The organism is Brucella sp. NBRC 113783, from assembly GCF_040372265.1.
GTDB classification, from domain to species: Bacteria; Pseudomonadota; Alphaproteobacteria; order Rhizobiales; family Rhizobiaceae; genus Brucella; species Brucella teleogrylli.
This window is the reverse complement of sequence record NZ_BAABRX010000005.1, coordinates 118,406-132,128: the sequence shown is the minus strand read 5'-3', so window position 1 is coordinate 132,128 and position 13,723 is coordinate 118,406. Positions and strand designations below refer to the sequence as shown.

Here is a 13,723-nt window from a genome sequence, read left to right as displayed (position 1 = left end):
ACCGCATCGAGGCTGCTCCCAATTATAACAGCCCACAAAAACGGATAAGAAAATGACTGTCGCTCAAGCGGTTGTTCCGCAGCAAAATTCCGCGCGCCGTGTTCTGGCCGCAAGCATGATCGGCACTACGATCGAATTCTTCGACTTTTACATTTATGCAACGGCAGCGGTGATTGTATTCCCGCATCTGTTCTTCCCTGCCAGCGATGGTAATTCGGCACTGCTTCAATCGCTTGCCACATTTGCTATCGCGTTCTTTGCCCGCCCGATTGGTGGCGCGCTGTTCGGTCACTTCGGTGACAGGATCGGTCGCAAGGCAACGCTCGTGGCTGCGCTCATGACCATGGGCATTTCCACAGTCGCCATCGGCTTCCTGCCGACCTATGAATCCATCGGCGTCTGGGCCGCTCTCCTGCTGGCGCTGTGCCGTCTCGGCCAGGGTCTCGGTCTCGGCGGTGAATGGGGCGGCGCAGTGCTGCTCGCCACCGAAAACGCGCCGGAAGGCAAGCGCACCTGGTACGGCATGTTCCCGCAGCTCGGCGCGCCGGTCGGTTTCATTCTGGCAACGGGCATTTTCCTGTTTCTGGCCGAAGTTCTCACCGAAGAACAGTTCTTCGCCTTTGGCTGGCGCGTTCCGTTCATCGCCAGTGCAATTCTCGTCGCGGTCGGCCTCTTCATCCGCCTGAAGATCGCTGAAACGCCGGAATTCCAGAAGGCCATCGACAAGGCCGAACGCGTTGAAGTGCCGGTTGCCACGCTGTTCAAGCAGCACAAGCTGAACCTGTTCCTCGGCACCATCGCCGCCGTTGCAACCTTCGTGCTTTTCTACCTCATGACCGTGTTTTCGCTCGGCTGGGGCACGCGTGCGCTGGGCTACAGCCGTGAAGAATTCCTTGTCCTGCAGATGATCGGCGTCGTGTTCTTCGGCCTGACCATTCCACTGTCGGCTATCCTGTCCGACCGCTACGGCATGCGCCCGGTGATGATCGTCGTCACGATTCTGATTGGTCTGTACGGCCTGATCATGGCACCGCTTTTCATGGGCGGTACGGCTGGCGTTCTGGCCTTCCTCATCATCGGTTTCGGCCTGATGGGCATGACCTATGGTCCGATCGGCGCGGCGCTGGCCGAACCGTTCCCGACCTCGGTACGCTACACCGGCGCATCGCTGACCTTCAATCTGGCCGGAATTCTCGGCGCTTCGGTCGCGCCTTATATCGCGACGTGGCTCGCCACCCATTACAGCTTCGACTATGTCGGCTATTACATGGTGGTCGCAGCCCTGATCTCGCTGGTCGGCTTTGCCTTCATCTCGTTCAATCGCGGCAAATAAAGCCAAGTTTGAAAGCCAAACAAAAGCCCGCGTGGAGCAATCCACGCGGGCTTTTTCGTTTCCGTTGCCGAAAGCCTACTCGACGTCGGCAGCTTCGAGTGCAATCGCCACCGACTGGATGATCGCGGCAAAACGCGCTGCCGTCTGGATGACTTCCGTCGTCACGTTAGCTTTGCGCAGCACATCTTCATGCGCGTCGATGCACATGCCGCAACCATTGATCGCCGAAACCGCGAGCGACCAGAGTTCGAAATCGACCTTGTCCACACCCGGATTGCCGATCACATTCATGCGCAGCTTGGCTGGCAATGTGCGGTAGTCCTTGTTCGAGGCCAGATGCACGAAGCGGTAATAGACATTGTTCATACCCATGATGGATGCAGCCGACTTTGCAGCCTGCACAACCGATGCGTCGACCTTGCCTGCGGCTTCGGCGGTTAGCGCCTTGCGCACATCCGCATTGCGCGAGGCAATGCCGCAAGCCACGAACAGACCGTATTTCTGCTGCGGGGTCAGCGTTTCGTCGCTGGCCATGGACGACAGGTTGAGGCGGACATCCTTGGCGAAATCCGGGATTTTTGACTTCAGGTCGTCAATCGACATGGAACCCTCTTATTGCTTATTGCTGGATAAAAGAAAGGCGGGCCTGAACCCGCCTTTTGATTGGTCGTGCGCGACAGCTTAAGCTGCCTTCAACGTCTCGCCACCGACTTCGCGGTTGCAAGGGCACAGTTCGTCGGTCTGCAGAGCGTCGAGAACACGCAGCGTATCCTTCGGAGCGCGGCCAACATTGAGGTTGGTTGCGTAGACGTGCTGGATCGTGTTGTCTGGATCGACAACGAAGGTGTAGCGATAGGCAACGCCATCCGGCGAACGAACACCGAGGCCGTCAACCAGCGAGCCATTGGTGTCGGCAAACGACCAGATCGGCAGCTTGTCGAGATCCTTGTGGTCGCGACGCCATGCGAGCTTCACGAATTCATTGTCGGTAGAACCGCCGAGAACCACGGCGTCGCGGTCTTCAAAATCGGAAGCCAGACGAGCGAATTCTGCAATTTCAGTCGGGCAGACGAAGGTGAAATCCTTCGGATAGAAGAAGATGACCTTCCACTTGCCTTCGAAGCTCGTTTCCGTCAGCTCTTCGAATGCCGAAACACCGTTTTCTTCATGATGGTTGAAACCGGGCTTTACACCGGTGACCTTGAAAGAGGGGAGCTTATCGCCGATACCGAGCATCTTAAAACCTGCCTGTAAATTCTATAGTTATTCAGAAAATTCAGAATTTTCTGAACTTTCTGCTTGCGAGTCATCTATAGTCGACCTACCACTATCGGTCAAAGCGATTAAAGCGATTGTTCATATCGATTATAACGATAAGCTCTTCATTTCATGCTCAATATCAGCGTTCGCCAGCTCCACTATTTTCTATCGCTTGTACAGGCAGGTTCGTTTTCGCGCGCCGCTGAAGCCGTGGGCGTCACCCAGTCCACATTGAGCGCTGCCATTCAGGCGTTGGAAGCGGAACTGGGCGTTACATTGATCGACCGGACGGGCCGGCGCATGCAACTCTTGCCCGCTGGCGAGGATTTTCTGGCCCGTGCACGTGATATCGTTGCGCGGATCGAAGAACTGCCCGAACATGCCCGGCAGGCCGAACGACCGTTGACCACGCGCCTGCGGCTTGGCGTCATTCCGTCCATCGCGCCGTTTTTCCTGCCGAAAGTCCTGCCCGCGACGGCCAAGGCGTTTCCCGAGTTGCAACTGACCGTGCGTGAAGGGCTGACCCGCAGCCTGCTGGAAAGCCTGCGCTCCGGCACGCTGGACGTCGCGCTTGTGGCCCACCCCTATGACCTCGATGAGTTCGAAATGGCAGAAATCGGGCATGATCCGTTTTTCCTGGCCGTGCGCCGCGATCATGCGCTTGCCAATCGGGATCGCGTCGATGCCGACGATCTGCTGGATGAGCCTTTCCTGCTGCTCGAAAGCGGCCATTGCCTGCGCGAACATGTGATGGCGGCCATCGGCTCCAAGCCTGCCCAAACCGGCGGCGATGTGCACGCCACCAGCATCATGACACTGGTTCAGCTCGTGCAGTTTGGCATGGGCGTCACGCTGCTGCCGGAGCTGGCTGTCAAGGCCAATGTGGCGCGCGGCACCGATCTCAGCATCGTGCCCTATGAGGGGAAGAACAATTTCCGTTCGCTGGTGCTGGCGTGGCGGGCGAATGCGGCGCGGCGCAACGAGTTCCAGCTGTTCGCCAGCCATCTGCGCGACAACTGTATGAGCGACGCAGCCTGACCTGAACTACAGAACGCCCCAGGCGCGAAAGCGGCCTCGCCCGGTCATTTCGCGCAGATTGAGTTCGCCGATCAGCTTCAACGCACCTTGCTGCGTGACCTGTAATTCCTTCTCGATCATCTGGCTGGAAACCAGCGGATTGCTCAGGATCAGTTCCATCAATTGCGGCAAACGCGAATTGGATCGGCGCCCCTTCAGCTTGCGCTGCATCTGTTCGCGCGCCAGCATCAGGCGGTCATGCTCCTTCATGCCCGCTTCCGAAGCCTCTTCGATTGCCGCCAGAAAAACCTTGAGCCGCATAAGCCGGTTCGGCGAACGGCGTTCATTGGGCTTTTTCGTCTGCAAACCGATACTGATCGCTGGCAGATGATTGGCGGCGATGCCCGACTGGTTCAGGAAAGACGCCGTCAGCAGTCGGCCAATCCAGGACGAGCGCTGCACCACCTGCATGGAAAACCAGGCGTCATGCATGATTGCGGCACGCAAGAGCGGCGGCAAATGCCGGGTTGAATCGAAAATTTCGCGCCATTCCTGCAGACGCTCGGCCTCGTCCCAGTCGTCTTCATAGATCAGCGTATCGCGTGGCAAAGGTTTCGGCTTGCGGGGTTCGCTGGTCACGCCTTTTAACAGGGCATCCGTTCGTGCCAGAAGCGCGTCGATATCATCAAGCAGCGGATCGCTGTCGTCATCGTCGGACAGGGCGGACGGCTCTGGCTCGGGTGTTTCAGCAACATCAGGATTAAGCCCCAGGAGCTGCCGCATGCCAGCAGGACTCAACGCCCAGCCCGCCGCACGGCCCGCAATCTGGCGGCGCATACGTAGCACCGCATGAGCGACCGTGAGGGCATGGCTTGGCGTGCGGCTGTCCATCAGCGCATCATGGAGCACCAGGTCTTCCAGATGCACCAGTTCGCCTTCCAGCCACATGGAGGAGACGGCGTCCTGCATATGCATGCGCCGTTTCAATCCATCACAGATGGGCGAACGCGCCAGCCGCTCGTCCAGTCGTGTCAGCGCGGCGGTCGCGCTGGTCACGGCAAGGAAAAGTTCCTCAAGCGGCAGGTCATCGATTTTGTAAGCCATATCCGCATATCGCAGCCTCGCGGCGGGAAAGGCAAACGGAAATCAATGCCTAAGCCAGAACGTCCGCAACTTTCACACGGCGTCCCTCTTTGACCGAGCGCAAAGCCGCTTCGGCCAATGCCAAGGCCTGCAAGCCATCCTCGGCGGAAGGCGACGGCGCTTTGCCGCTATCCAGCGCATCGATGAACGACGCAATTTCCGCCGCATAAGCCTGCGTATAACGCGTCATGAAGAAATCATGCAGCGGCGGGCGGGTGTAACCATCCTTCGAAGCTATTTCTATCGATACCGGACGCTGGTTTTCCGCCGATACAGCGCCCAGCGAACCATGCACTTCAATGCGCTGATCGTAGCCATAGGAGGCGCGGCGCGAATTGGAGATAACGCACTGACGACCGGAAGCCGTGGTGAGGATGACGCTGGCGCTATCAAAATCGCCAAGCTCGCCAATCTTCGGGTCCACCAGCACCGAGGCCGAGGCCGAAACACTGTCGATTTCCTCGCCGAGAAGAAACCGCGCCATGTCAAAATCATGGATCGTCATGTCGCGGAAGATCCCGCCTGAAACCTTGATATATTCGGCGGGCGGCGCGCCGGGATCGCGGCTGGTGATCGTCACCATTTCGACCTTGCCGATCTGGCCATCGTCAATCGCCTTGCGCACGGCTGTAAAATGCGGATCGAAACGGCGGTTGAAACCGAGCATCACTTTCGCGCCGGTCTCCTTGATGACTTTCAGGCAAGCGCGCACCCGCGCAATGTCGAGATCAATCGGCTTTTCGCAGAACACCGCCTTACCTGCCCGCGCAAAGCGCTCGATCAGATCGGCATGGGTGTTGGTCGGCGTGCAGATCAGCACCGCATCCACATCACCGGACTTTTCGATCTCTTCGATTGTGCGCACATCCGCACCGGCAGCGTCGGCAATCGCGTGCGCCGCCGCCTCATTGGCGTCGGCGACTGCGACCAGTCTGGCGCGCCTGTCGGACGCTATCGCGCCCGCGTGAACCTTGCCGATGCGACCTGCGCCAAGCAGTGCCAGACGTGTCACCATTGCCTTATCCCTCCCAGGAAACCGCCGCTGTGAAACGGTTACAAAACTGATTGATATTCCCATTCATGCGTTTACCACTTAATTGTCCCGTTTATTGGGGATCGCGCGTAAGGCATATTGGAATATTTATTCTATTTTGCTAGAATGCGGCATAAAGATTGTCAAGACACCGTTTTTGGAAAGTCCGCAATGGATACAGTTTCCGCTTCATCCCCAGCCCCAACCACCGTCAAGGAATTTGAAGCGCGTCTGCTGGAAGTTTCCGACCGCCTGCCGAAGCGCCTGAAACAATGCGCGGATTTTGTCGCGGCCAATCAGGACCGCATCGCGGTTTCCACAGTCGCAGAAATGGCCGATGGCGCAGGCGTGCAAAGCTCGGCCTTCATGCGGTTTTGCCAATTGCTGGGCTTTTCCGGCTTTTCGGAAATGCAGAAGCTTTTCCGAGAATCCTATGCTGGCGGCTGGCCGGATTATTCGACCCGTCTGGAACATCTGCGCGAGACGGCAGCCAACAGCGCGCCTGCCTTGCTGGCCGAATTTGCCGAAGCGGGGCGTACGTCGCTTGAAGGCCTGCTCAAGACTATAGAACCGGAAGCGCTGGAAAGAGCCGTCGAGATTCTCGCCCGCGCCGAGACAATCCACCTCGTTGGCATTCGCCGCGCGTTTCCTGTGGCAAGCTATCTCGCTTATGCGCTGGAAAAGATGCAGGTTCCGGCCATGCTGCACAGCGCCGTCGGCAAGCTGGAAAACATGCACGCCATCCGCAAAGGCGATGTGCTTTTGACAATCACCTTTTCGCCCTACTCCGCTGAAACCGTCGAGATGGCGGAATCCGCTGCCGCGCGCGGCGTCAATGTCGTCGGCATCACGGATACCATCGTCAGCCCGCTGAGCAAGCTTGCGCAACAAACCTTGCTGGTCTCCGAAGTGGATTTCGGCGCTTTCCGCTCGCTTTCCGCCACACTCTGCCTCGCTATCGCGCTTGCGGTTGCCGTCGGCACCGCCCGCCAGTCGGGTTGATTCCATTTTTCGGTTGAAATGGAATAATAAATCCATTTTAATCAGAAATGGAATAACTGCTATGCGCACAGAATCGCATTGCGGTCATCATAAGAAGTGCCGAGGGAGGAAGCGCATTTCATGGAGAAGCCGCTCGACTTGATAACGATTGGCCGGTCTTCGGTGGACCTCTATGGCGCGCAGATCGGCGGCCTTCTCGAAGATATGGCTTCCTTCAACAAATATGTCGGCGGCTCCCCGACGAATATCGCAACGGGCACCGCCCGGCTCGGCCTCAAATCCGCACTGATCACGCGCGTCGGCGATGAGCATATGGGCCGTTTCCTGCTGCGCGAGTTGGAACGGGAAGGTGTAGACACCCGCGGCATCGTCACCGATCCGCAACGTTTGACCGCACTGGTCATTCTGGGCATCCGCGACCAGCAGCATTTTCCGCTGATTTTCTACCGCGAGAACTGCGCCGACATGGCGCTTTGCGAAGATGATATCGACCCGTATTTCATCGCTGAAGCTGGATGCGTTCTCGCAACCGGCACCCATCTGTCGCATCCGCGCACGGAAGCCGCTGTCCTCAAGGCGCTGCGCCTTGCGCGCCAGAATGGCAGTCGCACCGCGCTCGATATCGATTATCGCCCCAATCTTTGGGGTCTTTCAGGGCATGGCGATGGCGAAAACCGTTTCATCGAATCTGCTGCCGTCACCGCAAAGCTGCAATCGAGCCTGCCGCTTTTTGACCTCATCGTAGGCACGGAGGAAGAGTTTCACATTGCAGGCGGCTCGACCGATACGCTTGCAGCCCTCACCGCTGTGCGCAAGATCACCGATGCCGTTCTTGTCTGCAAGCGCGGGCCGATGGGCGCGGTGGTTTTCGAAGGCGCTATTCCAGACAATCTCGACAAGGGGCAGAGCGGAGAAGGCTTTCCCATCGAAGTTTTCAATGTGCTGGGCGCGGGCGATGGCTTCATGTCCGGCCTGTTGCGCGGCTGGCTGAAGGGCGAGGACTGGCCGACCAGCCTGAAATTCGCCAATGCCTGCGGTGCTTTCGCCGTCTCCCGGCATGGCTGCACGCCCGCTTATCCAAGCTTCGAAGAAATGCAATATTTCTTCCGCAACGGCATTCGAAATCATGCGCTGCGCAAGGATGCGCAACTGGAACAGGTGCATTGGTCCACCAACCGCAATGGCGACTGGCCGCATATGCGGGTTTTCGCTTTCGATCATCGCATCCAGCTGGAAGAAATGGCTGCCGAGGCCGGCGTGGATAACACAAAGATCGGCGAATTCAAACGTCTCTGCCTCGACGCCGCCTTGCAGGTTTCCGGCGGAAGCGGCGGCTATGGCATCCTGTGCGATGGTAGGCTGGGTCGTGACGCGCTCTACCGGGCGGCTGGCTCCGGCCTATGGATCGGACGCCCGACCGAATGGCCGGGTTCGCGTCCGCTAAAGCTGGAACCAGACCTCGGAGCCGATTGCGGCGGACTCGTGGAATGGCCGGTGGAACATGTGGTGAAGCTTCTCTGTTTCTACCACCCGGACGATACGGCGGATATGAAGGCCGAACAGGAAGCGACCGTCAAACGGCTGTTCACGGCGGCGCGCCGCAACCGGCTGGAGTTTCTGCTGGAGATCATTCCGTCCAAGGCCGGGCCGGTCGATGACGAGACCACCGCGCGCGTCATCCAGCGCTTCTACGATATCGGCGTCTATCCTGACTGGTGGAAGCTGGAACCGATGAAGACCAAGGCGGCCTGGGCCAATGCCTGTGAAGCCATCACCCGCAACGATCCTTACACGCGTGGCATCGTGGTTCTGGGTCTTGATGCGCCAGCCGAGGAGCTGGAATCGAGCCTCGCAATAGCGGCAGGCTTCGATCTTGTGAAAGGCTTTGCGGTCGGCAGAACCATCTTCGGTGACGCAGCGCGCAAATGGCTAAATGGTAAGATCAGCGATGATGAGGCCGTTGCCGAAATGGTCGCGCGCTACAAAAACCTGTGCGATGTCTGGGACAAACTGCGCAGACACTGATTCATATCTCGGGAGGAGACATGACAACCGTTCGACTGACTGCCGCGCAAGCGCTGGTGCGTTATCTCGCGAACCAGATGACGCCGGAAGGCGACACATTCATCGCGGGTGTATGGGCTATTTTCGGTCATGGCAATGTGGCGGGGCTGGGCGAGGCGCTTTACGGCATCCGCGAGCAGTTGCCGACATGGCGCGGCCATAACGAGCAGACCATGGCCCATGCGGCCATCGCCTATACCAAGCAGCTTGGCCGCAAACGCGCCTGCGCCGTCACATCCTCCATTGGCCCCGGCGCGACCAATATGGTGACGGCGGCAGCGCTGGCCCATGTGAACCGCCTGCCCGTTCTGCTTATTCCCGGCGATGTCTTCGCCAATCGCGGCCCCGATCCCGTGCTGCAGCAGATCGAGGATTTCGACGACGGCACCATGACCGTCAACGACTGTTTCCGCCCGGTGAGCCGCTACTTCGACCGCATCACCCGACCGGAACAGCTTCTCACCGCCCTGCCCCGCGCCTTCCGCACCATGACCGATCCAGCCGATTGTGGCCCGGTGACACTCGCCTTCTGTCAGGATGTTCAGGCGGAAGCCTATGACTGGCCGCTGGAATTCTTCGCGCCGAAAGTCTGGCATTGGCGTCGCCCTCCGCCGGATGAACTGGAGCTCGCAACCGCCATCGCCGCAATCCGCAACGCATCCAAGCCTGTGATCGTCGCAGGCGGCGGCGTGCATTATTCCGGCGCGCATGAGGCTTTGAAGCAATTTGCCGAAACGCACGGCATTCCCGTCATCGAAACGCAGGCCGGTAAATCCGCACTGCCATGGGATCATCCGCTCAATTTCGGCCCGGTTGGTGTGACGGGTGCCGACAGCGCCAATGCTGTTGCCGCCGAAGCGGATCTGGTGATCGGCGTTGGCACTCGCTTTCAGGATTTCACCACCGGCTCATGGGCGCTGTTCAAGCATCCGGGCCGCAAGCTCTTGTCGCTCAACGTCCAGCCCTATGACGGGGCGAAGCACAATGCGCTGCCTTTGGTGGCGGATGCGCGGATCGGGTTGCAGGCGCTTGACACTGCGCTTTCAGGCTACAAGCGCTTGCCTGTTGACATGGGATTGAAAGACAAATGGTTTGCCGATGCCGACCGGATCACCGCTGCACCAACGGAGGGCAATGCCCTGCCCACCGACATGCAGGTCATCGGTGCCGTACAACGCCAGTCACGCGACAATACGGTTGTCATGTGCGCAGCCGGTACGATGCCGGGCGAGTTGCACCAGCTCTGGAAGGCCGGGCGCGCCATGTCCTATCACATGGAGTATGGCTTCTCCTGCATGGGCTATGAAATTGCGGGTGGCCTTGGCATCAAGATGGCTGAGCCGGACCGCGACGTCATCGTCATGGTTGGCGATGGCTCCTACATGATGGCAAACTCCGAACTCGCCACCGCCGTGATGCTGGGCCAGAAAATCACCGTTGTCCTGACGGACAATCACGGCTTTGGCTGCATCAACCGGCTGCAAATGGCCACTGGTGGCGCGGAATTCAACAATCTGCTCGACCATGCCGCCCATGTGAACCCGTCGCAGATCGACTTCGCCGCGCATGCCCGCGCCATGGGTGCGGATACACGCAAGGTTACGTCGATCACGGAGCTGGAAGCGGCCCTTGCCGAAACACGCGAAAGCCCACGCACAAGTGTGATCGTCATCGATACCGATCCCTACCCGACGCCTGACACTGGCGGCTGGTGGTGGGATGTTGCCGTGCCGGAAGTATCGGAGCGCGAACAGGTACGCGCTGCCCGCCGCGCCTATGAAGCTCAGCTGAAAGAAAGAAACTGACCGATGATCTTGTACGGCACCAATCCCATTGCCTGGTCCAATGATGACGACCGCAGCCTCGGCGCGCATATCACGCTGGATCAATGCCTGGATGAAGCGGCGAAAATCGGCTTCGACGGCATCGAAAAGGGCCATAAATTCCCGCAGGAACCACAAGCGCTCAAGGCTGTGCTGGAGCTGCGGGGATTGCGTTATGTTTCCGGCTGGCACTCGCTCAACCTGCTCGTCAATTCGGTCGAAGACGAGAAAGCCGCGATGCAGCCCGCGCTTGACCTTCTGAAGGCCATGGGCTCGAAGGTCATCATCGTCTGCGAAACCTCCAACGCCATTCACGGCGATAACGACAAGCCGCTTTCCGAACGCCCCGTGCTGGAAGAAGCGCGCTGGCCAACTTTCGGCGCTGGCGTCGAAGCGCTCGCAGCTCATGCGGCTCAACAGGGGATTGCGCTCGTTTATCATCACCATATGGGCACGATCGTGCAAAGCGAGGACGAAATCGACCTGCTGATGCACCATACTGGCCCGGCGACGAAACTCCTGCTCGACACCGGGCATTGCCTGTTTGGCGGTGGCGATCCTGAGCGCGCAGCAAAAAAGCATATGGCGCGCGTCGGCCATATCCACGCCAAGAATGTTCGCCCGACTATTGCAACCGAAGTCAGCGACCAAAGCCTTTCCTTCCTTGAAGGGGTGCGTCGCGGCGTGTTCACGGTTCCGGGCGACAAGGAAGGCGCGGTCGATTTCGTACCTGTTCTCAAGCAAGCTGCCGAACACGGCTATCAGGGCTGGCTCGTCATCGAAGCCGAACAGGACCCGGATATTCGCAACCCGTTCGAATATCAGACGCTGGGGCTGAAATCGCTGAAAGCATTCGCCAGGGACGCAGGGCTCGACAAGGGAGACTGAGACATGGCTAATCTGTTACGCAAGCCGCAAGGCACGCATGGCAAAGTCCACGACATCACGCCGGAAAGTGCCGAATGGGGTTATGTCGGTTTCGGTCTCTACCGGTTGAAACCGGGCGACACGGTCTCCGAGCGGACCGATGTCAACGAAGTCATTCTGGTGCTGGTGGAAGGCAAGGCCAAAATCACCGCATCGGGCGAAGATTTTGGCGAAATGGGCGAACGCATGAGCGTGTTCGACAAGCTGCCGCCGCATTGCGTCTATGTTCCGGCGGAAAGCGATTGGCTCGCCATAGCGACAAGCGATTGCGTCCTCGCCGTCTGCACAGCACCCGGCAAGCCCGGACGCAAGGCGCAGAAACTTGGCCCCGAAGGCCTGACGCTGGAGCAGCGCGGCAAGGGTTCCAACACGCGCTACATTCACAATATCGCGATGGAAGGCCGCGATGTTGCCGACAGCCTGCTGGTGACGGAAGTCTTCACGCCACAGGGCAACTGGTCGTCCTATCCGCCGCACCGGCATGACGAGGACAATTATCCGGATATGACCTATCTGGAGGAGACTTATTACCACCGGCTCAATCCGGCGCAGGGCTATGGCATCCAGCGCGTCTTCACCGAAGATGGCAGCCTCGATGAAACAATGGCTGTTTCAGATGGTGATGTCGTGCTGGTCCCGAAGGGGCACCACCCCTGCGGCTCGCCCTATGGCTATGAGATGTATTATCTCAACGTCATGGCCGGACCTTTGCGCAAATGGCGCTTCAAGAACCACCCCGATCACGACTGGATTTATCAGCGCGATAATCCAACCTCGTAAAAGATGAGAGCGGAAGACGGCAGTACTGTCAGTACCATAATGAAAAAAATATTTTAGGTATAAATCTAAAGAAAATCATTTTTTAGGGAATAAAATGTCGCAGCATGTTAAGATATACAACTCTGAACATAGAGCATACTTGGTTTGCCGGAGATCAACATGGGATGGAATTCACCCAGTAGAATTAAATAAAAACCCCTCAATTGAAGATTTTTACCAAACCTGGACCCTAGCTTGGCAAGATCAGCATGTCTTCATTCTCGAGATAGCACCCATTCAAGTGAATCTGTTTATGTTCGATCCCCAAAGCCCGATTAATCCTATACCAACGGCACACACCGCGTGGGCCGCCAAAACCAGCTATAAATCGCCCGTAGAACTTATATATAACGCGAAAGAAAATAGCATCAAAACAAATGCTGGAAGCTCCTCTCTGTATCTTACCAGCGACCTCAAAGAATCTTTCGCTTATTTTGATATAGAACCGCAGAAATACTGGGAAATCCAGTATGACTGGAATAAGACAATTTAATATTTGGATTTTCTTATAGTCCAACAGCCATCTTCGGATCATCTACTGCACCGGGAACGGGTACAAAAACCAAACGCGCCGCAGCCACATAGGCAATCATCAGTGCTCCAGAACGGTCGCGTATGAACGTGTCTCCCGCTACAAGCAGGTTCTCAACGATCTTCCTAACTGCCTACGGCGTGAGACGTTATTGCGACCATGAGATGGCAACCCCGCCCCTTGCGAAGGGGCTGCTTCAAAAATCATCCCGAGCTACAACTCGATTTCCTGCGTGATAACCCAATCTTGCAGATGATGAAAACAGAACCGGCAATACTGTCAGTATAATTCCATGAAAAACATCCGTATAAAGAGACAAAATTTAACAAAATCAATAGAGTTATTATGTACAAAAAAGTGAAAATATACGATAATGAAAATGAAAGCTATTTGGTCTGCGGGAGCGGGCCAGTGGGAGATGGAACGTATGACGTAACACTGGATATTGGTGGATACCAGAGTCAAACTATTTACGAGACTTGGGCTTTGGTTCCAGTAACCCCGGATGAAAATGTCTTCATTCTAAGAATGGAGCCTCTTGGGGTACATCTGATTTCATTCTCCAGTGACCCCAAAGAATTCCCCATCCTAAGGGCTGCCAAGCCCGATTTTGCGTCACCTGTGGAACTTAAGTACAACGCTAACAACAAAACGATCATCACGAATGCTGGAAGCGCTTCTCTGTATCTTTCCAGCGCTGCAAAAGATGAGGTTGTTTACTTCACACCTGACGTAGCAACTCCCTGGGAAATCCAATATATCTGAAAGAA

13 protein-coding genes and 1 pseudogene are annotated in these 13,723 nt (G+C 57.3%); 9 read left to right on the top strand and 5 right to left on the bottom strand.

Annotation, left to right across the window (positions count from 1 at the left end; all coding sequences use genetic code 11):
* The first annotated feature begins 52 nt into the window (after positions 1 to 52).
* Complete coding sequence (locus ABWW11_RS16715) at positions 53 to 1,333, top strand: MFS transporter (RefSeq protein WP_109367206.1); 1,281 nt, start codon at positions 53 to 55, stop codon at positions 1,331 to 1,333.
* A gap of 75 nt (positions 1,334 to 1,408) precedes the next feature.
* On the opposite strand, the gene ahpD is transcribed toward ABWW11_RS16715, so the two are convergent.
* Both ahpD and ABWW11_RS16705 read right to left on the bottom strand, forming a co-directional pair.
* Complete coding sequence (gene ahpD, locus ABWW11_RS16710; protein ID WP_109367205.1) at positions 1,409 to 1,936, bottom strand: alkylhydroperoxidase, AhpD family; 528 nt, start codon at positions 1,934 to 1,936, stop codon at positions 1,409 to 1,411.
* Between the two features lie 78 nt (positions 1,937 to 2,014).
* On the bottom strand, positions 2,015 to 2,569 hold the full coding sequence (locus tag ABWW11_RS16705; RefSeq protein WP_109367204.1) for a peroxiredoxin: 555 nt from the start codon (positions 2,567 to 2,569) through the stop codon (positions 2,015 to 2,017).
* A gap of 153 nt (positions 2,570 to 2,722) precedes the next feature.
* Here ABWW11_RS16705 and ABWW11_RS16700 point away from each other — a divergent pair, with 153 nt between their 5' ends.
* Positions 2,723 to 3,631, top strand: a complete 909-nt coding sequence (locus ABWW11_RS16700; RefSeq protein WP_109367203.1) for a hydrogen peroxide-inducible genes activator — start codon at positions 2,723 to 2,725, stop codon at positions 3,629 to 3,631.
* 6 nt (positions 3,632 to 3,637) lie between these two features.
* Here ABWW11_RS16700 and ABWW11_RS16695 read toward each other — a convergent pair whose 3' ends face one another.
* The gene (locus tag ABWW11_RS16695) at positions 3,638 to 4,714 is read right to left on the bottom strand and encodes an RHE_PE00001 family protein (protein ID WP_109367202.1); all 1,077 of its coding nucleotides are present in this window, start codon (positions 4,712 to 4,714) and stop codon (positions 3,638 to 3,640) included.
* 49 nt (positions 4,715 to 4,763) lie between these two features.
* Positions 4,764 to 5,768 carry an inositol 2-dehydrogenase gene (gene iolG, locus ABWW11_RS16690; protein WP_109367201.1) on the bottom strand — a complete coding sequence of 335 codons (1,005 nt, stop codon included), beginning with the start codon at positions 5,766 to 5,768 and terminating at the stop codon, positions 4,764 to 4,766.
* 189 nt (positions 5,769 to 5,957) lie between these two features.
* Between iolG and ABWW11_RS16685 the strand changes: the two genes are divergently transcribed.
* The 6 genes from ABWW11_RS16685 to ABWW11_RS16660 all read left to right on the top strand — a co-directional run bounded on the left by ABWW11_RS16685 (position 5,958) and on the right by ABWW11_RS16660 (position 12,914).
* On the top strand, positions 5,958 to 6,788 hold the full coding sequence (locus tag ABWW11_RS16685; protein WP_319080503.1) for a MurR/RpiR family transcriptional regulator: 831 nt from the start codon (positions 5,958 to 5,960) through the stop codon (positions 6,786 to 6,788).
* Positions 6,789 to 6,908: 120 nt separating this feature from the next.
* On the top strand, positions 6,909 to 8,813 hold the full coding sequence (locus ABWW11_RS16680) for a bifunctional 5-dehydro-2-deoxygluconokinase/5-dehydro-2-deoxyphosphogluconate aldolase (protein WP_109367199.1): 1,905 nt from the start codon (positions 6,909 to 6,911) through the stop codon (positions 8,811 to 8,813).
* Positions 8,814 to 8,833: 20 nt separating this feature from the next.
* The gene (gene iolD / locus ABWW11_RS16675) at positions 8,834 to 10,657 is read left to right on the top strand and encodes a 3D-(3,5/4)-trihydroxycyclohexane-1,2-dione acylhydrolase (decyclizing) (protein WP_121538227.1); all 1,824 of its coding nucleotides are present in this window, start codon (positions 8,834 to 8,836) and stop codon (positions 10,655 to 10,657) included.
* Between the two features lie 3 nt (positions 10,658 to 10,660).
* Positions 10,661 to 11,563 (top strand): myo-inosose-2 dehydratase, encoded by a 903-nt coding sequence (gene iolE, locus ABWW11_RS16670; protein WP_121538225.1) that lies wholly within the window; start codon positions 10,661 to 10,663, stop codon positions 11,561 to 11,563.
* A 3-nt stretch (positions 11,564 to 11,566) separates the two neighbouring features.
* On the top strand, positions 11,567 to 12,382 hold the full coding sequence (gene iolB, locus ABWW11_RS16665) for a 5-deoxy-glucuronate isomerase (RefSeq protein ID WP_109367196.1): 816 nt from the start codon (positions 11,567 to 11,569) through the stop codon (positions 12,380 to 12,382).
* Positions 12,383 to 12,476: 94 nt separating this feature from the next.
* Entirely contained in the window at positions 12,477 to 12,914 is a 438-nt protein-coding gene (locus ABWW11_RS16660; RefSeq protein WP_109367195.1) for a hypothetical protein, read from the top strand.
* A 67-nt stretch (positions 12,915 to 12,981) separates the two neighbouring features.
* Here ABWW11_RS16660 and ABWW11_RS16655 read toward each other — a convergent pair.
* Positions 12,982 to 13,083, bottom strand: a pseudogene (locus ABWW11_RS16655) (inositol monophosphatase family protein); the annotation flags it as partial.
* 215 nt (positions 13,084 to 13,298) lie between these two features.
* Here ABWW11_RS16655 and ABWW11_RS16650 point away from each other — a divergent pair.
* Positions 13,299 to 13,718, top strand: coding sequence for a hypothetical protein (locus ABWW11_RS16650; protein WP_109367194.1), 420 nt, complete (start codon positions 13,299 to 13,301; stop codon positions 13,716 to 13,718).
* The last annotated feature ends 5 nt before the right edge of the window (positions 13,719 to 13,723 follow it).